The 18,675-nt window shown below is 66.6% G+C and carries 14 protein-coding genes; 9 read left to right on the top strand and 5 right to left on the bottom strand.

Features of this window, described 5'->3' with window-relative positions; genetic code table 11:
- Positions 1-30: 30 nt before the first annotated feature.
- The 3 genes from HNO81_RS17795 (at position 31) to HNO81_RS17785 (ending at position 3,510) form a co-directional block, all read left to right on the top strand.
- Complete coding sequence (locus tag HNO81_RS17795) at positions 31-975, top strand: carbohydrate ABC transporter permease (RefSeq protein WP_175319435.1); 945 nt, start codon at positions 31-33, stop codon at positions 973-975.
- Positions 965-1,909 carry a carbohydrate ABC transporter permease gene (locus HNO81_RS17790; protein ID WP_175319434.1) on the top strand — a complete coding sequence of 315 codons (945 nt, stop codon included), beginning with the start codon at positions 965-967 and terminating at the stop codon, positions 1,907-1,909. The genes HNO81_RS17795 and HNO81_RS17790 overlap by 11 nt, the downstream gene beginning before the upstream one ends.
- 212 nt (positions 1,910-2,121) lie before the next feature.
- Positions 2,122-3,510 carry an extracellular solute-binding protein gene (locus HNO81_RS17785; RefSeq protein WP_175319433.1) on the top strand — a complete coding sequence of 463 codons (1,389 nt, stop codon included), beginning with the start codon at positions 2,122-2,124 and terminating at the stop codon, positions 3,508-3,510.
- A gap of 90 nt (positions 3,511-3,600) precedes the next feature.
- Here the strand turns inward: HNO81_RS17785 and HNO81_RS17780 are convergent, their stop codons facing one another.
- The 3 genes from HNO81_RS17780 to HNO81_RS17770 all read right to left on the bottom strand — a co-directional run bounded on the left by HNO81_RS17780 (position 3,601) and on the right by HNO81_RS17770 (position 7,802).
- Positions 3,601-4,134, bottom strand: coding sequence for a GNAT family N-acetyltransferase (locus HNO81_RS17780; RefSeq protein ID WP_175319432.1), 534 nt, complete (start codon positions 4,132-4,134; stop codon positions 3,601-3,603).
- Positions 4,135-4,208: 74 nt separating this feature from the next.
- Positions 4,209-5,651 (bottom strand): HNH endonuclease signature motif containing protein, encoded by a 1,443-nt coding sequence (locus tag HNO81_RS17775; protein ID WP_254703557.1) that lies wholly within the window; start codon positions 5,649-5,651, stop codon positions 4,209-4,211.
- A gap of 135 nt (positions 5,652-5,786) precedes the next feature.
- The gene (locus tag HNO81_RS17770; RefSeq protein WP_175319431.1) at positions 5,787-7,802 is read right to left on the bottom strand and encodes a beta-galactosidase; all 2,016 of its coding nucleotides are present in this window, start codon (positions 7,800-7,802) and stop codon (positions 5,787-5,789) included.
- A gap of 174 nt (positions 7,803-7,976) precedes the next feature.
- Between HNO81_RS17770 and HNO81_RS17765 the strand changes: the two genes are divergently transcribed.
- Genes HNO81_RS17765 through HNO81_RS17745 form a run of 5 tightly spaced genes read left to right on the top strand, consistent with a single transcriptional unit; the run spans position 7,977 to position 13,101 of the window.
- Entirely contained in the window at positions 7,977-9,266 is a 1,290-nt protein-coding gene (locus HNO81_RS17765) for an ABC transporter substrate-binding protein (protein WP_175319430.1), read from the top strand.
- Between the two features lie 47 nt (positions 9,267-9,313).
- Positions 9,314-10,267, top strand: a complete 954-nt coding sequence (locus HNO81_RS17760; RefSeq protein WP_175319429.1) for a carbohydrate ABC transporter permease — start codon at positions 9,314-9,316, stop codon at positions 10,265-10,267.
- Positions 10,264-11,181 carry a carbohydrate ABC transporter permease gene (locus tag HNO81_RS17755; RefSeq protein ID WP_175319428.1) on the top strand — a complete coding sequence of 306 codons (918 nt, stop codon included), beginning with the start codon at positions 10,264-10,266 and terminating at the stop codon, positions 11,179-11,181. Before HNO81_RS17760 ends, HNO81_RS17755 begins: the two co-directional genes overlap by 4 nt.
- A 10-nt stretch (positions 11,182-11,191) precedes the next feature.
- On the top strand, positions 11,192-11,827 hold the full coding sequence (locus HNO81_RS17750) for a Poxvirus protein I5 (protein ID WP_175319427.1): 636 nt from the start codon (positions 11,192-11,194) through the stop codon (positions 11,825-11,827).
- Between the two features lie 2 nt (positions 11,828-11,829).
- Positions 11,830-13,101 (top strand): MFS transporter, encoded by a 1,272-nt coding sequence (locus HNO81_RS17745; RefSeq protein WP_175319426.1) that lies wholly within the window; start codon positions 11,830-11,832, stop codon positions 13,099-13,101.
- Here HNO81_RS17745 and HNO81_RS17740 read toward each other — a convergent pair.
- A complete protein-coding gene (locus HNO81_RS17740) occupies positions 13,088-16,405 on the bottom strand; it encodes a family 78 glycoside hydrolase catalytic domain (RefSeq protein WP_175319425.1) in 3,318 nt (1,105 codons plus the stop codon). The two genes, HNO81_RS17745 and HNO81_RS17740, sit on opposite strands and share 14 nt — an antisense overlap.
- Complete coding sequence (locus HNO81_RS17735) at positions 16,402-17,613, bottom strand: Gfo/Idh/MocA family protein (protein ID WP_175319424.1); 1,212 nt, start codon at positions 17,611-17,613, stop codon at positions 16,402-16,404. The genes HNO81_RS17740 and HNO81_RS17735 overlap by 4 nt, the downstream gene beginning before the upstream one ends.
- A 254-nt stretch (positions 17,614-17,867) precedes the next feature.
- Here HNO81_RS17735 and HNO81_RS17730 point away from each other — a divergent pair, with 254 nt between their 5' ends.
- Positions 17,868-18,536, top strand: a complete 669-nt coding sequence (locus HNO81_RS17730) for a YesL family protein (protein WP_175319423.1) — start codon at positions 17,868-17,870, stop codon at positions 18,534-18,536.
- Positions 18,537-18,675 lie beyond the last annotated feature (139 nt).

Below are 18,675 nucleotides of genomic sequence, written 5' to 3'. Positions count from 1 at the left end.
ATGCCCCGAGCCGCGGACGGAGCAGCTCCTGTGAGCGCCATCAGCGAGCTCAGCTCCTTCACCCGGCGGAAGGGCAAGGTCACCGCTGAGGAGAAGAAGGCCAATAAGCGGGACAACAAGGCCGCCTATATCTCCCTGCTGCCGTGGCTGGTGGGCCTGGTGGCCATCACCATTGGCCCCATGCTGATGTCCCTGTACCTGTCCTTCACGGATTACAACCTGCTTCAGCCGCCGGAATGGACCGGGCTGGACAACTTCACCCGGATGCTCAGTGACGCCCGGCTGCACAACTCGCTGCGGGTCACCTTCACGTATGTGTTTATTGGCGTGCCGCTGCAGCTCGCCGTTGCCCTGCTGATCGCATTGGTCCTGGACAAGGGCCTGCGTGGGTTGCCTTTCTACCGTTCGGTGTTCTACCTGCCGTCCCTCCTGGGCGGATCAGTTGCCGTGGCCATCCTCTGGAAGCAGATCTTCGGCACCACGGGCCTGGTCAACCAGGTCCTGGCCATGTTCGGGATCCAGGGGCCGGGCTGGATCTCGGATCCCAGCACGGCGTTGGGATCGATCATCCTGCTGCACGTCTGGACGTTCGGCGCCCCCATGATCATCTTCCTGGCCGGTCTCCGGCAGATCCCCGCCATGTACTACGAAGCAGCCAAGGTGGACGGAGCCAGCACGCTCCAGCAGTTCTGGCGGATCACCATGCCGATGCTGAGCCCGATCATCTTCTTCAACCTGGTGCTGCAGATCATCGGTTCGTTCCAGTCCTTCACCCAGGCGTTCATCGTCTCCGGTGGCAATGGCGGACCTTCGGATTCCACCATGTTCTTCACCCTGTACCTCTACCAGAAGGGCTTCGGCCAGTTCGACATGGGCTACGCCTCGGCCATGGCCTGGGTGCTGCTGCTCATCATCGGCGTCTTCACCGCCATCAACTTCATCGCTTCTAAGTATTGGGTTTTCTATGACGACTAAGCTTGAGACGCTGCCGAGCCCGGAGAAGAAGTCCACGGGCGCCGGCAAGCCTACGAACCGCAAGCCCAGGGTCCGCGAGTCCCGGGGAACCCTCGCCTTCAGCCGGGCCCAGCGCGGAAAATCGCTCATGAAGCACGGCATCCTGATCGTGGCCGGCGCCCTGATGATCTATCCGCTGCTGTGGATGGTGGTCTCCTCGCTGCGGCCGAACGAGATGATCTTCCGGGAACCTGGCCTCTGGCTCAACAGCCTGGAAATGAGTAACTACACGTCCGGCTGGTCTGCCCTGACGCACCCGTTCGGCCACTACATGCTGAACTCGGCCATCGTGGTGATCGGCTCCATCCTGGGCAACCTGGTTTCCTGTTCCATGGCCGCCTATGCCTTCGCCCGCCTGCAGTTCACGGGAAAGAAGCTGTTCTTCGGGATCATGCTCCTGACCATCATGCTGCCGTTCCACGTGGTGATCGTCCCGCAGTACATCCTGTTCTCGCAGATTGGCTGGGTGAACACCTTCTGGCCGCTGTTGGTGCCCAAGCTGCTGGCCACGGATGCGTTCTTCGTCTTCCTGATGGTGCAGTTCATCCGCGGCATTCCCCGCGAACTCGACGAGGCCGCACGGATCGACGGGGCCGGCCATCCGCGGATCTTCCTGCGCGTGATCCTGCCGCTGATGGTGCCCGCACTGGCCACCACCACCATCTTCACGTTCATCTGGACCTGGAACGACTTCTTCGGTGCCCTGATCTACCTCACGGATCCGGACATGTTCACCGTCCCGGTGGCCCTCCGCGCCTTCGTGGATTCACAGTCGGCCACAAGCTGGGGCTCACTGTTCGCCATGTCCATCGTTTCCCTGCTGCCGGTCTTCCTGGTCTTCCTCTTCGGCCAGCGGTTCCTCATCAAGGGCATCGCCACCACCGGCATCAAATAGTCACCAAAACAGCAGATCCATCTGAACGGCCCGCCCTGGTGGCGGGCCGTTCGCCGTTAACGTCAAACGTTCCGGGCGGCCGGCAGTCAGCATCTTGTATTACAAGTTGCGTACTTGTAGTATCGGTAGCAGAAAGCGCTTTCAATGTCCCGCCCCAAGCCCATGCCGGGGCCGGCCACCCACCTTTGGATCAAGGAAGATCGGAGTACCCAGTGCCGCTATTTCCCCGTGCTGCGTCTGCTGCCAAGCACATCGCAGAGGCACCCACTTCAGGCGCCAGTCGCCCGGGCAGCAAGGTTCTCAGCCCCCGTATCCGAACCCGCAAAGCCGGGGCGGTTGCCGCGGCTGTCGCCGCCGTCATGGCACTCAGCGCCTGCGGGGGAGGGGCCGCTCCGCAGAACGCGGACGGCACCGTCGAACTCCGCTTCTCGTGGTGGGGTGGCGACAAGCGCGCCCAGCTGACGCAGGAAGCGATCAAGCAATTCGAGGCCGAGAACCCCAAGATCAAAATCAAGCCGGAGTTCGGCGACTGGAGCGGCTATTGGGACAAGCTGGCCACGCAGGTGGCCGCCAATGACGCCCCCGACATCATCCAGATGGACGAGAAATACATCACGGAGTACTCCAGCCGCGGTGCCCTTCTGGACCTGTCCAAGTACGACGTCGACACGTCCAAATTGGATGAGGCTGCGCTGAACGCCGGAAAGGGTGAAAAGGGACTGACGGGCATCGCTGCGGGGATCAACGCAGCCACCATCCTGGCCAATCCCGCCGTCTTCCAGGCTGCGGGCGTCCCGCTTCCGGACGACACCAAGTGGACATGGGAGGACTTTGGCCGCATCGCCGCCGAGATCACCGCCAAGTCGCCCAAGGGCACTTATGGCGCGGCGGCTTACGGGACCGATGAGGCCTCCCTGGGTGTATGGCTCCGGCAGAACGGCAAGTCCCTTTACACGTCCGACGGCAAGCTGGGCTTCGAACCTGGCGACATCGCCGAGTGGTGGGCCTTTCTGAAGAAGCTCAGCAAGGACAAAGCCGTGCCTTCCGCGTCCGAGGTGGTGGAGGCCGAAGCTGCTCCCCTCGACCAGAGCGGGCTGGCAACGGGTAAGAACGGCATGGCGTTCTGGTGGTCCAACCAGGCGCCCGCCCTGGAAAAGGCCAGCGGCGGAGACCTGAAGATCCTCCGGTTCCCCACGAAGACCGGATCCGCCGCTGACACCGAGCTCTGGTACAAGGCTTCACAGTTCTGGTCCGCATCATCGCGGACCAAGCATCCGCAGGAAACCGCCAAGTTCATCAACTTCCTCACCAACAACGTCAAAGCCGGCGAAGCCTTGCTCGCGGACCGCGGCGTCTACCCGAACTCCGAGGTCCGGGCGGCCATCCAGCCGAAGCTCACCCCGGCTGACGTCAAAGTAGTGAACTTCATCGACCAGATCAAGGACGAGTTGGGTGAGGCTCCGGCACCGCCGCCGAAGGGTGCGGGTGCCATCCAGGAGATCATCAAGCGGTACACCTCGGAAGTACTCTTCGAGCGGCTGTCCCCGGAAGATGCCGGGAAGAAGGCCACCGACGAAATGAAATCCGCTATCAGCAACTAGTTTTCACGCCGCCAAACGGCTCCGGACGGCCTGGATGGATGCCTCCCCATCCAGGAGTTCGACGGCGGATGGCAGCCCTGCCCCGGAAAGTTACCCATGGTTCTTTCCGGGGCAGGGTTGTTTAACGCTTCGCGCCATCACCGTGCGCGGCCACGCAGCCAACCCGTGATCCGCTTCCCGTTCGACAGTGCTGCGGAGGTATGCCGGCCACTCCGGTTCAGGCAGATGCCTGAACCCCAGGCGCTCGTAATAAGGGCCGTTCCAGGGCACACTGCTGAAGGTGGTCAGGGACAGGCAGCTCTGGCCCAGGCCCCGGGCCCACTCCTCCACGTGGTCGATCAGGGCGGCGCCGACGCCACGCCGTGCATAGTGGGGGTGCACCGTGACCTGTTCGATGTGGGACCAACCGGCATGCCCGTCGACGAGGACGTACCCGATCGCTCCCACTTCCGGGTCGGTTGCCACCCAGGTGGTCCCGGCCGCTACGTAGGCCTCCAGTTGTTCTACGGGCGGCGGCGGGTCGTCCGCGACTGCATCCATGCCTATGGCGCGGAAGAGTTCTGCGGCCGCAACCTCGATCGCTTGGATGCGCTCCAGGTCTGCTGTCGTTGCCGCTCGAATCACCAGTCCAGTATCTGCCGCCCGGTCCCGCAGCCCACAGGCCTGCCCGCGGGCATTCCGCCAGGGACTTCGCCGGGTCATGCGGCCTGGATGACCCGACCCAGGATGTGGACGGTTGGCCGCCGGGGCCCATCGGGTGGCCGCGCGGAAGCCCCGGCCGGCGTTTCGCGGGAGGAAGTGCGGCGCAGTTGCCCGCTGCCGGGGAGGGGTGGGGCTGTGGAGTGGTAGGTGTGGCCGGTGGGGGTGGTGGTTGCGACGGTGTGGCGTGGGCCGGTGGTGGTTGTGGCTGTCCAGCCGGGGGTTTCTTTGGTGTGGTTGCAGGCTTCGCAGAGGCCTTGGCCGTTGGTGGCGGTGGTGGGTCCGCCGTGGTGCCAGGCGGTGATGTGGTCGTGGTGCCTGATGGGGGCGTCGCAGTAGGGGGTGCGGCAGGTGTCGTCCCGGACCTGGAGGAAGCGTTTCAGTGCTGGCGGGAAGAGCCGGGCGGTGGAGTCCATGGCCACCAGCTCGCCGGTGCCAGGGGTGGTGTAGAGCCGGCGGATCCAGAGGTTGAGGTCGTTGTCACCAGGAGCGGTGAAGGCGAGGGTGCGTGCCTGTGCGGCGGGGATGGTGCCGTAGCCGGAGAGCCGTGCGGGGTCGGGGCCGGCGTGGAGGAGGGTGTGGTCGGTCATGACGAGCTGGATCTGGACCCCGCTGATGCCGCCGGGGGTGCCGGTGACGCGTTCTACGAGGGTGTCGGCCATGGCTTGTCCCCGGGTCCGGTCGTCCCCGGCAGCCCGGGCGGTGCCGGCGTCCCGTACCAGGGCGGCGTAAGCGGCGACGCCTTGGGCGGCCGGGAGCAGGGCGGTCAGGTAGGTCATGGTGTCCGGTGCCGGGCGCAGGCTCACGCACCGCTCGCCCACGGCCCGGGCTGCGCGCCTGGCGACGGCGGCGGGGTCCCGCCGGTACGCCGCGGCGCGGACGGCGGCGGTAATGGCTTTGTCGCCCATCCCGTCCAGGGCTCCGGTATCGGCGGCGAGTTCCTCATCCACTCCGGCCCGGTCGGCGGGGGTGAGGCAGATGGTGTCTTTCACGATCAGGGTGGCCCGCCACTCATTGACCAAACCTGCACGGAACGCGGCGAACGTGTGGGGCATCCCGGTCAGTGCCGTGGCCAGGCCCAGCAGCCGGGATCCCCGGGCGGGGGACTCCCGCCGCGCCAAGGCGATCTGCGCCGCGACCCCTGCGCCCTGCCCGGCGTCCTGCCCGGTGGCCGGGACCCCGGCGGCGGCCTGCCGCTGGGCCCGATCAAACGCCACAGTGGTTTCAGCCTGCCGGGCCCCGGCCAGGCACTTCACATCCTCCAGCCCGCGGATCTGGTCAATCATGCCCGCACCATCCACGGCCAACGGCACCCGGGCCAACAGATCCAGGACATCACCAAGCGAAGGTGCCGCAGGCAGGGATGCGGCGGCGCCGCCGGCAGACGAGCCGGCCCACCGCGCCGCCCATTCCACGCCCGCCGATGCCACAACCGCTTCCATAACAAAAGTCTTCCACCAGGGTCTGACAATTCCGGCCCGCTCAAACCCCTATGTGGAAAACGCAACCCCGCGGAAGGCGTACCCCTGGATCAAGCCGCACCGGCCGCCGTCGAACGTTCCGGAACGCAGGGTTGCCTATCCCTCGGCAACCACTGCCACGGCGCCCGCCGCAACAGACCCGCTGAACGGCGCACCCGTCAGCAGGTCGGTACCTGTTGCCGCTACCGCCGCAGCCGAACGCGTGTGGTTGATGGCGAACAGGAAGCTGTGCCCGTCGTCGGATGTCCGGCGGACCAGTTCCACTCCGGGGTCGGCATCGGCAACCGGGGCAACCCCGGATTCGTCGAGCAGTGTGTCCAGGATTGACTCGATCCCGTCCCGATCGGGGAAGGTGGCAAGGTACCAGGCCGCGCCGGAACCCACGGCCCGGCGCGTCAGGGAGGGAACGCCCTCCAGGGGATATTCGGTGAAGGTCTGCACCGCTTCCGCCCCGGCGAGGTGGACGTGCTCGCTCCAGACGGAAGACACCGTTCCGTCGCTGAGCTTCAGCTGCGATCCGGCAAGCAGGGGATGGAATTCCTCCACGCGGACCCCCAGGAGGTCGCGGAACGCGCCGGGATAACCGCCCAGCCGCACGTGGTCCTGCATATCGACGACCCCGCTGAAATAGCTCACCAGCACCGTAGCTCCGGCCGCCGCGGCACCAGCAATGGTGGCGGCATTCCTGTCCGAGACCGCGTACAGCGTGCACACCAGCACCAGGTCATACCCCTCGAGCGAATCGGACGGGTGCACCAGGTCCACGGAGATCCCGCGAAGGAACAGGGCCCGGTGGAACGCCCTCAGCAGGTCCAGGTACTTCACATCGATGCTGGGCTTCGAATCGATCTCGGCGGCCCACCACGCCTCATAGTCAAAGACAATGGCGGCGCGGGACCGGACCCGCGATCCGCGGACAGGTTCCAGCCTTTTCAGTGCGGCGCCGAGTTCCACCACCTCGCGCCACACACGGGTGTCGCGGCCGCCGTGCGGCACCATGGCGGAGTGGAACTTCTCGGAGCCTGCGAAGCTTTGCCGCCACTGGAAGAACATCACGGCGTCGGCGCCGCGGGCCACATGGGCCAGCGAGTTCCGCTGCATTTCGCCGGGCATCTTGGGCTGGTTGCGGGGCTGCCAGTTCACGGCCGACGTCGAGTGTTCCATCAGGATCCATGGGTGGCCGCCCGCAATTCCGCGGGTGAGGTCCGCGCTGAACGCGAGTTCGATGTGCCGTTCCGGGTCCGCGGCCACCAGGTAGTGGTCGTTGGCGATGACGTCCAGGTCCTTGGCCCACGCGAAGTAGTCCATGGATTTGGTGGCGCTGGATGCCATCAGGTTGGTGGTGCAGGGGATCTCCGGGGTGACCTCACGCAGGATCGCCACGAGGCAGTGGTAATAGTCCGTCAGAGCCCAGGAACTGAACCGCTGGAAGTCCAGCTGCTGGCCCGGATTCAGTGTGGACGGTGCGGCCGAGGGCGGCATGATTTCAGCGAAGGAGCCGTAGCTCTGGGACCAGAATGCCGTGCCCCAGGAGGCGTTGAGCGCATCGATGCTCCCGTACCGGCGTTCCAGCCATACCCGGAACGCCGCTGCGTCTTCCTCGCCATGGAACTCGGAGATGTGGCAGCCCAGTTCGTTGTCCACATGCCACAGTGCCAGGGCGGGGTGGTCCTTGTACCGCTCGGCGAGGACGCGGGTGATCCCCGCGGCGTAGCGGCGGTAAGCGGACGACGACGGCGTGTAGTGCCGCCGTGAGCCCGGTCCCAGCACGGTGCCATCAGCCGTGACGGGAAGGATTTCCGGGTGCTTGCGGACCAGCCACGCCGGGGGAGCGGCGGTGGCCGTGGCGAGGGCTACCTTCACGCCAATGTCCGCCAGGTTGTCCATCACCTCGTCCAGCCACCCGAAGTCGTACGTCCCCTCGGAGGGTTCAAGCAGTGCCCAGGAGAAGATGCCCACGCTGAGGAAGTTCACGCCGGCCTCCCGCATCAGCTCCAGGTCCTCCAGCCGGACGCTCACCGGCCATTGTTCGGGGTTGTAATCCCCGCCAAAACCCAGGCCCTCAACCTTGTTCCAGACGCTCGACGGCGTAGTGGTGTGCTGCTGTGTCATGTGACTTCCTTGTCTGCCCGCGAGGTGGAACGGGGCATTGGTCAGACCTTTGGAAAACGCTTGCCCAATCCCGGCAATGCAGCTATTGTATCGTTTCAGAAGCCGTGTAAGCCAGCTCACTACCCTCTCCGTAGGCCGAGCACAGGGCGACACTCATCGAGCAAGGAGGCTCCCGTGATCAACAGAAGGCATTTCCTCACAACCGTGGCCATCGGCACCGCATCTGCCGCAGCCCTGTCGGCCTGTGGCAACGGATCCAGTTCGTCCGGCCAGACCGGATCGGCCGAAAAACCCGTCACCATCAACTACACCTGGTGGGGCAACGACGACCGTGCTGAACGGACCCGCAAGGCCATCGCCCTCTTCGAATCGAAGAACCCGGACATCAAAGTCAACGGCAACTTCACTGACTTCGCCGGCTACTGGCAGAAGCGCGCCACCGAAGCCGCCGGCGGCGGCCTGCCCGACGTCATGCAGTGGGACCTGTCCTACCTGCGGGACTACGGCCAGCGCAACCAGCTCCTGGACCTGGGCACCGTCAAGATCAACACCGATGCCTTTGAAAAGTCCCTCCTGCCGTCCGGCCAGATCAAGGGCAAGACCTACGGCATTCCCACCAGCACCAACGCCTTCGCCGTCTACTACGATCCCGCCAAGCTGGCCCCGCTGGGCATCGCGGAACCGGACGGCAGCTGGAGCTACAAGGAGTTCAACGACTTCCTGACCCAGGTGGGCACCAAGAGCAACGGCGCCCTCTACGGCGGCACCGACTACACCGGCGTCTGGTGGATGTTCAACATCTGGCTGCGCCAGAACAAGATCGAGGCCTTCACTTCCGACGGCAAGCTCGGCTTCAGCAAGGACGATCTGAAGAAGTGGTGGAACCTCACCGGCAGCCTCCGCGGCACCAACGCGATCATCCCCGAAGACCGCGTGACCCAGTTGGCACCGAAGTCCCCGTTCGGCTCCAACGCCACGGCCACCGAAGTCACCTGGGACAACTTCATGGCCGGATACCTGGGGGACAGCGGTGCAAAGGAACTCAAGCTGGTTCCGGTCCCATCGGACGATCCGGACAACCTGGGGCTGTTCCTCAAGCCGTCCATGCTGATGGTGGCCAGCGCCAAGACCAAATTCAAGGATGCCGCAGCCCGGTTCATCGACTTCATGGTCAATGACCCCGAGGTGGGCCAGATCTTCAAGACCTCCCGCGGTGTTCCCGCCTCCAAGACCCAGCGCGACGGCACCACCTTCGAAGGCACCGACAAGCTGGTGGTGGACTACGAGAAGTCCATCGAGAAGTACCTCAAGGATGCCCCCGAGCCGCCCATCGTCGGCTTCGGCACCCTTGAAGCCTCCTTCAAGCGCATCGCCTCGGACCTGAACTACGGCAAGCTCACCGTCGACGGTGCAACGGATGCCTGGTTCAAGGAAGCCGAAGACCTCATCAAGCAGAACTCCTGACCTGCCATGTCCTCCCACCCAGGTTCCACGACTGACGGAATGAAATCGTGACTCAAAGCCCAACCCTGAGCAGGCGTCCGGCGTCGTCCGGGTCCCCGCTGCCGCGCAAGAAGCGGCAGCGGGGCACGGATGCCCGTGCCGGCTACACCTTCCTGCTGCCCTGGCTGCTGGGGTTCATCGCCCTCACGGTGGGGCCGATGATCTCCTCGCTGTACCTGTCCTTCACCAACTACAACCTCTTCGAGCCGCCCAAGTGGATTGGCCTGGACAACTACACCACCCTGTTCCAGGACGAGCGCTTCCTGCAGTCCGTGGGCGTGACCGTGGGCTACGTCGTCTTTGGCACCCCGCTCAAGCTCGCGGCCGCGCTGGCGGTGGCCATGCTGCTGAACAGCAAGCGCCGCGGCCAGGGCTTCTACCGGTCCGCCTTCTACGCTCCGTCCCTGATCGGGGCGTCCGTCTCGATCGCGATCGTCTGGAAAGCCATGTTCGGCGATTCCGGCCCAGTGGACCAGGGCCTGTCCTTCTTCGGGATCAACCTGGGCGGCTGGGTGGGCAACCCCTCCATGACCATGCCCATGTTCATCCTCCTCACCGTGTGGCAGTTCGGTGCCCCGATGGTGATCTTCCTGGCCGGCCTCAAGCAGATCCCCGGCGAGCTGTACGAAGCGGCATCGATGGACGGCGCAGGCCCGGTGCGGAAGTTCTTCAACATCACCTGGCCCATGCTCTCCCCGGTGATCTTCTTCAACCTGCTGATGGAGACCATCCACGCATTCCAGATCTTCGCGTCTGCCTACATCATTTCCAACGGTGAAGGCGGCCCCGCCGGATCCACCCTCTTCTACACCCTCTACCTGTACCTGCGGGGCTTCAGCGACTTCCGGATGGGCTATGCCTCAGCCATGGCGTGGCTGCTGGTGATCGTGGTGGGCATCATCACCCTGATCTTCTTCCGCACGTCCAAGTCCTGGGTCCACTACAGCGGTGATTCAAAATGACAACCACGGCAAGCCCAACCCACGCCCCAACGGACACCGCCGCACCGGTTTACAACCCGAAATCCGAGTCGGTGGGAGTCAAGCGGGCCAAGAGCGCCATCTTCCACGCAGCGGCACTCATCCTCACCGCCATCGTGCTGTACCCCGGCTTGTGGATGATCGCCTCGTCGTTCAAGCCCAACTCGGAAATCGGCGGGCAGAACACGTCGTTGTGGTCGAACAACTTCAGCTTCGACAACTTCGTCACCGCCATGGACGGGATCGGCGGGGTGTCCACCCTGCAGTTCTTCACCAACTCGCTGATCTTGGCCCTCGGCGCCGTCGTCGGAACCATCCTGTCCGCGAGCGTGTCGGCCTACGCATTCGCCCGGATCAACTTCCCGGGCCGCAGCCTGTTCTTCGGCATGATGATCGCCACCCTGCTGCTGCCCTTCCACGTGGTGATCATTCCGCAGTACATCATTTTCCAGCAGCTGGGACTGGTGGACACCTACGTCCCGCTGCTGATCGGCAAGTTCCTGGCCGGGGACGCGTTCTTCGTGTTCCTGATGGTCCAGTTCATGCGCGGCCTGCCCGCGGAGCTGGACGAAGCCGCCAGGATCGACGGCGCCGGCCATGCGCGGATCTTCGGGTCCATCATGCTGCCGCTGATGAAGCCGGCCCTGATTTCCACGTCCATCTTCTCCTTCATCTGGAGCTGGAACGACTTCCTGGGCCCGCTGCTGTACCTGAACACCCCTGAGAAGTACCCGCTGCCGCTTGCCCTGCGGCTGTTCGTGGACCAGACCCAGTCCTCGGACTACGGCGCGATGATCGCCATGTCCGTCCTGGCGCTGCTGCCCGTGCTGATCTTCTTCCTGATCTTCCAGCGCTACATCGTCGAGGGCGTTTCCACCCAGGGACTCAAGGGTTAGGCAAAGGACAATGAGCGTCATGGACAGCACCACACCCGCATCCGGCCACGAACCCATTCCGGTGAACCGGTTCGCCCTGTTCTCCGAAACCCTCCTGGCAGGGGTCCTGGTGCTGGTGCTGTCCTTGCCGCTGGTCACCATCCCGGCCGCCTACGCGGCCGGGACCGCACACCTGGAACGGCACCTGAACGGCCGGGACGACTCAGTCCGGGGCCTGTGGGGGCTGTTCAAGGCTGCCCTGCCGGGCAGCTGGAAAATAGGCATCACGACGGCGGCAGCCGCCGTCGTGATCGTCCTCAACCTTTTGCTCGCGTGGGTGGGGCAGCTCCCGGGCCGCGGCCTGGTGCTGCCCGCCACCCTCATCCTTGCGGCGGCTGCCGCCATCGTGCTGCTGCGCACGGCATCCGCCTGGTCCGACGCCGCCGCAGCCCCCGGAACCAACGGCAGGCAGACCTGGCGCCTGGCCCTTGAAGCCGGCAAGGCAACCGCCCTCCGCGACTGGACCGGATCGCTGCTGCTGGCGGCCGCCCTGTTCTGTTCCGTGGTGTTCGTCTGGATGCTCGCCGCGCTCTTCGTGGTGGTCCCGGGCACCCTGATCCTGGCCGCGGCCGCAGTGAAAATGCGTTCCAGCCGCCACTTACGCTGACCGTGCCGCTCCGCCGCACCCGTTCCGCGCAGGCACCACCCCAACGCAGCAACCGGCCCCGCTGGTTCCACCCCCTTAAGCACCATAATTACCGGCTCTTCCTGGCCATGCAGCTCGCCGGCAGCCTCGGCGTCTGGATGCAGCGGCTGGCGCAGGACTGGCTGGTGCTGCAGCTGACCGGGAGCCCCGCAGCGGTGGGTGCCGCCGTCGCCCTGCAGTTCCTGCCCATGCTGGTGGTGGGTCCGTTCGCCGGCCTGGTGGTGGACATCTTCCCCAAGCGCAGGATCATGATGGTGTGCCAGTCCATCATGGTCCTGCTGGGCCTCGGGCTGGCGGCCTGGGCCGCAAGCGGCGCCATTACCGTCTGGGTTGTCTATGCCAGCTGCATGGCGCTGGGCGTCACCGCTGCGGTGGACCAGCCCGCCCGCCAGGTCTTTGTCAATGAAGTGGTGGGGGATGCCGCCCTTCGTCCTGCCATCGGACTGAACAACGCCCTCGCCCAACTGGGTGGCATGGCCGGCCCGGCGCTGGGCGGAATCCTGATCGCGCAGGCCGGCCCAGCAGCGGCCTTCGCCTCGAACGCCGTGATCGGATTGGTGGTGCTGGGCCTGGCCGCGGGGATCCGGACGCACGAACTGCACCCCGGTACCTCCCCGGAGCGGGGCCGCGGCCAGGTGCTTGCCGGTTTCCGTTACGTGCGCGAGCGGCCACGCCTGCTGCTGCTGATCCTGCTGGCAGGGCTGCTGGGCGCCTTCGGCATGAACGGGCCGGTGGTCCTCGCAGCGTTCGCCCAGGACGTCTGGCACAACGGTGCGGAGGGCTTCGGCCTCTTCAACATGGTCAGCGCGGGCGGGGCACTGGCCGGTGCCCTCCTTGCGGCCCGGCTGGGAACTATGGGCCGCAAGGGTATCGTGGCCGCCGCGGGCCTCTTTGGACTGTCCCAGCTGGTGGCAGCGCTGATGCCCACCCTGGGCCTGTTCGTGGCAATGCTCGCGGTGGTGGGGACCATGACGCTGTTGTTCCTCACCAGTGCGGCCACGGCCGTCCAGCTTGAAGCCGGGCCTGCCATCCGCGGCCGGGTGATGGCGCTGTACCTTCCCCTCCTGCTGGGCGGGCACGCCTGCGGTGGCCTGCTGGCAGGGTGGCTGACCGAGCAGTTCGGCGTCCGGACGGGATTGGTGGCCACCGGCGCCCTGGGGATGCTGTCCGCCGCCGTGGTGGGATTCCTGCTGTGGCGCCACGCGCGGCGCACCGCGGCTGCTACGCGGGGGTGAAAGTCCAGGTTCCGGCCTGCACCCGGAAGCATCGGGCAGCCGGTGGCGTTCCACCGCCGCCGTCCACACGGGGAGCGGGGACCGGGGACAGCGGCGCGTCGGCATTCGCGGTGGGCCCCGCCACTACGTACGAGCCGCCGGGCAGCTGGACCGTGGCCGTGGTGCCGGGCGGCACCGTGCACTCCAGCTCCACCTGGGCACCGTGCCTCCGCCAGCTGGCGTGCACGTATCCGTTGGCCACGGGGACGCTGCCGCGGGCATGCCCCAGCCGGCACAGCGGCGGTTCGATCACTACGTCGTTGCCGCCCGGGCTGGCGTAACGGACGCCCAGAAGGTGTTCCAGGATTTCCTTGATGACGGACGCGGACCAGGCGTGCGACTGGCTGTAGTCGCTGCCCTCCACCAGGTCCCACGCCTCCCAGGTGAACGTTGCACCCCGTTCCAGGAGCCTGGCCCAGCCGGGCTGGCTTTTGTCCGTGAGGAGGTCCAGCACCGCGTCCGTCAACCCCTGGGCTGCCAGGGCCCGGACCAGGCGGTGCACTGTCATGGGTCCCTGGGCCATGCCCATCGCCGCGATCCGGCCGGCGTCCGCTGCGGCGTCACCAGGTGCGGTGATGCCCAGCGAAAGCGGGAACGAGGAAGCGTGCTGGGAGGCATGTTTGCTGGGTGTCCCGTCCGCGTGGAGTCCGTCAACCATGACCCCGTCCACGCGCAGGCGATCCCGGATGGTCCGGGCCAGGGCCTCCGCGGCAGCCTGGTAGCGGGCTTCGGGCTGGTGTTCACCGGCTGCGCTGCACAGCCGCGCGGTGGACATAAGGGCGGAAAAGGCCTGGGCGTTGACGGTGGTTTTGGCCGCGCACTCCATGTCGTAGCCGAACCGGCCAGGTGCGGGCCAGTCCACGATGCCGTGCAGGTAGGGGCCGGAGCCGCCGCCCAGTGTGGTGACCAGTCCCGCCGTCGGGCCGTCCGCGGGAATATGCCGGAGGGCGTAGTCTGCCGTGTCCTTCAGGTGGGGGAGCAGTTCCCTGACCAGGGCGAGGTCGCCTGTGCGCAGGTGGTATTCCTCGGCCCATTCGGGCAGCATCAGGGAAAAGTCGGGGATGTCCCGCTTGCCGTCTCCGTTGGGATAGACGGCGTTGTAGCGTCCTTTCTCCCCGCCGGCGTTCCAGTAGCGGCCGGCGGACCAGGCGAATTCCCGCAACGCCTGTGCCGTGAACGCGTGTTCGCCAAAGAGCGCCATGGTGGCGTAGGAAATGTTCACAGCGTCAGCCAGGAACTGGCCCTTCTCACGGGTGGGGGTGTCCACGAACTGCTCCTGGACGCCGTACAGCGCAGAGTCGCGGAGCAGCCGGAACACTGCATCCAGGTCCGGGTCGGAGCTGCTGAAGCTGCCCTCGCCGGGGTGGCTGCCGTGGACCGTGCAGGCACCCACCCGCGTAACTTCCGCAGGCTCGATTCCGGGCAGCTCCAGGTAGCGGAATCCCAGGTGCACGGTGGCGCGGAACTCCTGCGGGCCGGCTGCCTGGGTATAGGGGAAGGACATGTCCGTGTTCTGGCTGGCGGTCTTCCCGGCGTCCACCCGTCCGTCGGGGCGGAGGGCGTAGCCGGCCCTGAGCATGATGGTCCGGCCGGGGACACCGTCCTGGAAGTCCACCTCCGGCCGCGCGGGGAGGACCTGGCCAAAATCGGCCACCAGGGTGCCGTCGCCTGCCACCAGGAACTGCCGGGGCGGCACGAAGCTGCCGGCGGGGAACGTCCTGCGCGGGTGCAGGCGGGGAAGGGCCGACGACGGGTGGCCGCCGCACATAATGGCGGCGGGAAGGCGGTGGGCGGGGCTCAGGGACGCCGCTGCGTGGCCGTCCAGGTGTTCCACGGGATCGCCCTCGTCATTGCGGTAGCCGGATTGGCGGTACGGTGCCTCGCCGGCGGACCATCCAGGGCCGGAGGTGAGGACGTCGCGGCGGCCGTCGTCATAGTCCACCGTGAGCCGGACCAGGAGTCCCGGAGTGCCTGCGGCGCGGCCCTGGCCTGGCCCGTACCAGTGGAGCAGGGCGGTGACCGGGACCGGGGTGTCCGCAGGGTGGCCTGCGAACAGCCCGGTGATGTCGGCGGCGTCGTAATAGCCCTCTCCCGGGTAGCCGAACGACGTGGTGGCCAGGCAGCGTGTCCCCGCCACGGAGAGCTGCGCGTGGTGGTTGGCGGCGGCGTAAAGCCGGGCCCGCCTGACGGTCCCGCTGGGCTGGAAAGTGGTCCGGAACAGTGTCCACTCATCGGGTTGGCGGTGTTCAGTGGTGCGGGACCAGTGCGCCAGGCAGGCGGTGGCCTGGTCATCGCCCGCGTCGAAGCGGTGGTCCAGCAGGAGCGCTTCGGGCTGGCCGGGAGCAGAGCCGGTGATGCGCAGCGCCGCGTACTCGGCCTGGCTCCGTGGGCCCTGGTGCAGGGCAAGCACGCCTGCGGTGCCGCCGGCTGCCTGCTCGTCCACCGCCAGCAGCTCATCTCCGTCCACGGCCACGCGGATGGTGTGCCCGTCATCGCGGACGGTCAGTTCCCGCCATGATCCGGAACCGGGGTCCGCAGCGTGGCCACCTGCGGGCGCGCCGCGTCCCAGGACTTCGGTATCCGGCGCCGCGGGCGCGGGGATTTCCCAGACCGGCGCCCTGCGGAGCAGGACCTCCCCGGTGGGGCCCAGCTCCACCAGCAGGCCCGTTCCGGCGCCGGTGCTGCGCAGGAGCAGCCCGGCACGGCCCATGACGGGCCGGACCCCGGCATCGAGCCGGACGCTGCGAAGGGCCGGGACGGGAAGGGGCAGGAAAGGGGACCCTGCCACCCTGAGGGCGTGGTTGAGGACTTCCAGCGGGGCCCGACCGCCGGGGGCCCGGCCCATCCAGTCGGCCTGCCATGAGCCGTCCGTAAGGCCGGTACTGAAAGGCTGGGCGGGAGACCAGGGGCCCGGGTTCCCGGCGGCGTCAGTAACCTGGACCCGCCACGTGTAGTCCGAGTCGTCGTCGAGCCGCGGACCGCCATAGGCAATCCCCCGCTGCGAAGCGGAGCTGACCGGGTCCGGACCCCACAGGACTCCGCCGTGGGCGTCCCGGACCTCAAGCGCGTAGCCGGACTGCCGGGCAACGGCAGGATCGCCGTCGTGCGCCAGCTGCCAGCTGAAGGTGGGGAAAGGGCCCGCCGTCAGGCACGAAGCAAGCCCATCCGTCACAAGGTTGACGGCGGCAAGCCGGCCCGGGCAGTCCGTCGTGGCGGTACCGCTGGCTGCGGCCCCCTGCCCTTGTCTTTCCGTGTGGTCCGTCATCCCCTGGCCCGAACGTCGAACGCCACCGGGGCGGCTGCGGCCCAGGGCAGCCCCAGCTCGCTGAAGGTGGCATGCTCCCGGCCGGCACGCTCCAGGGCGTCCTCGATTCCTGCTACCACGGCGTGCGCAGCGTCTCCTTCGCCTTCCCAGCGGATGGCTGCGGAATCGATGGGGAACGGCAGCGGCGCGGTCCGGATGGCTTCGAGCACCAGCATGAAGGCGCCGCTGTCCACCAGGCTGCTGGTGAGCGGAACACCGTGGGCGCGGTGGGCCAGGAGGTTCTCCGTCAGGTCGTCGCGGCCAAAATATTCCTCCGTACGCCCCGCCTCCGTCTCCACCGTCAACCGGTCCTCCGTGTAGTGGAACACCGCGGTGCCGGCAGAACCCTGGAGCGTTATGTACGGTTCGACGGACTCCGATGCGCAGATGGTGAGGGCGCAGGTGATGGGCAGGCCGGCCGCGGTGCGGATCCGGATCACTGAGGTGTCATCCGACTCGATGTCATTGGCCCGGTACAGCTCGGTCTCTACGGAGGCCACGTCCGCGGTGGTGCGCGCGCCGGCAATCCGCAGGGCGGTGGCCACGGCGTGCGCCAGCGGGTTGGTGGCCACGCCATCCACCACATCCACACCGTTCATGCTCCGCTTGCCGGCCCAGCGGGAGCGTTTGTAATACGCCCGGTCCCGGACCCAGCGGCCGGTGGCGGAGATGCCCTCCAATGTGCCAATGGTCCCATCGGCCAGCAACTTTTCGATGGCTGCAAGGGCGTGCGAGCCAAGGCTCTGGAACCCGATCTGGACCCCCCGGCCTGACCTTCCGGCCGCCGTGCACAGCCGGTGGAAGTCCTCCAGTGAGGCGACGGGCGGCTTCTCAAGGTACAGCTCCGCGTCCGTAGCCAGGGCGGCCAGTGCCAGCGGGGCGTGCGTCTGGATGGGGGTGGCCACAATGATGAGGTCCAGGTCCGGCACAGCCCCGAGGAGGTCATCGATCCCTGCGTGAACGGCGGCCGACGGCGGGACGGAACCGGGTGCGGGCGGCTGCGGGTCCGCAACGGCCATCAGGATGGTTTTGCCCGCAGCCTGGAGGCGTTCGAGGTTACGCAGGTGGTGGCTGCCGAAGCCGTGCACTCCCACCAGTGCAACCCGTGCTGGTGTCATTGCTGAAGCTGGTGCGGCCGCGCTGCCGGCGGCCTCCGTTGCCGTTCCCATGGGTCTCCATTCCGGGCACCGGCCCGCCCTGCGGCTGCCGGCGTCATGTGCGCCGGCAGCTGGTGCAGCAAGCGCTTTCCAACACTTAGTGTGCTGCAAGCCAAGGCCGCCAGTCCAGTTATGTAACGATTCAAATTTTCGCTTGACCGCCGGATGGTGGCGGGTCTAGATTTTCGAGAAACCGATTACCAGCGTGATGCGGGACACGTTCCGTTTCACTTCTGCAACGATGGAGAACAGAAGGGAGCCGTGCCATGCTGTCCGGGACCTTCAGTGCACGCGCCTACTCATTTTTCGACACCCTCGTGTGGATCGCCGGCCTGAACCTTTTGTGGATCGCCTTCAGCCTGCTGGGCTGTGGCGTCTTCGGCGTTGGTCCTGCCACCGCTGCGGCGCAGATAGCCGTGCGGAAGCGGGCCGCAGGGGACGCCGTCCCGCTGCTGCGCGGGTTTGCCACCGCCTACTTCCGCAACTTCTTCCGGGCCAACGCGCTGGCGCTTCCGGTGATGGCTGTTGCGGCGGCGTTCGTCCTGAACTGGAACTACTTCTCCGGGGATGGCGGGACCCTCTCGCAGTTCATGGCCGTGGGCATCCTGGTGGCCGCGATCTTCCTCGCGGGAGCGGCGTGCTACGTGTTCCCCATGTATGCCCGGTATGAGCTGCCGTTGCCCCAGTACCTGCTGATGTCGTCCCGCTTCGCGGTGCGTCACCTGGCCGGGACGGTCATCCTGCTCTTTGTCTCCGCCGCGGTGGTCTATGCCAGCAGTTGCCTCCCCGGCCTCATTCCGTTCTTCAGCATTGGCGCTTGGCTCTACCTCACCGGATGGTTGTGCGACCGCTTCTTCGCCGCCAACGACGAGTCGGTGTCCGCGGCGGGTGGGCCTGCCGCCGGCACCGTCCTTCAGGGGGCTGCCGCCGCCTGACATCTCCCTCGGGCACCCTTGCCGGTTCCGGGGAATCCGCCGTGGGCGGACGCAAAAATGAAACGTATCAAATATTCGGGGCAGCTAGGGCGTGTCTCCTAAACCTGGGTTGGTTTAGGCGGGATGCTTGATGGGTGTC

The sequence above is a fragment of the Pseudarthrobacter sp. C4D7 genome (assembly GCF_013359725.1).
Classification (GTDB): domain Bacteria; phylum Actinomycetota; class Actinomycetes; order Actinomycetales; family Micrococcaceae; genus Arthrobacter.
The sequence above is the reverse complement of the archived record's forward strand: the minus strand, read 5'-3'. Positions and strand labels throughout refer to the sequence as shown.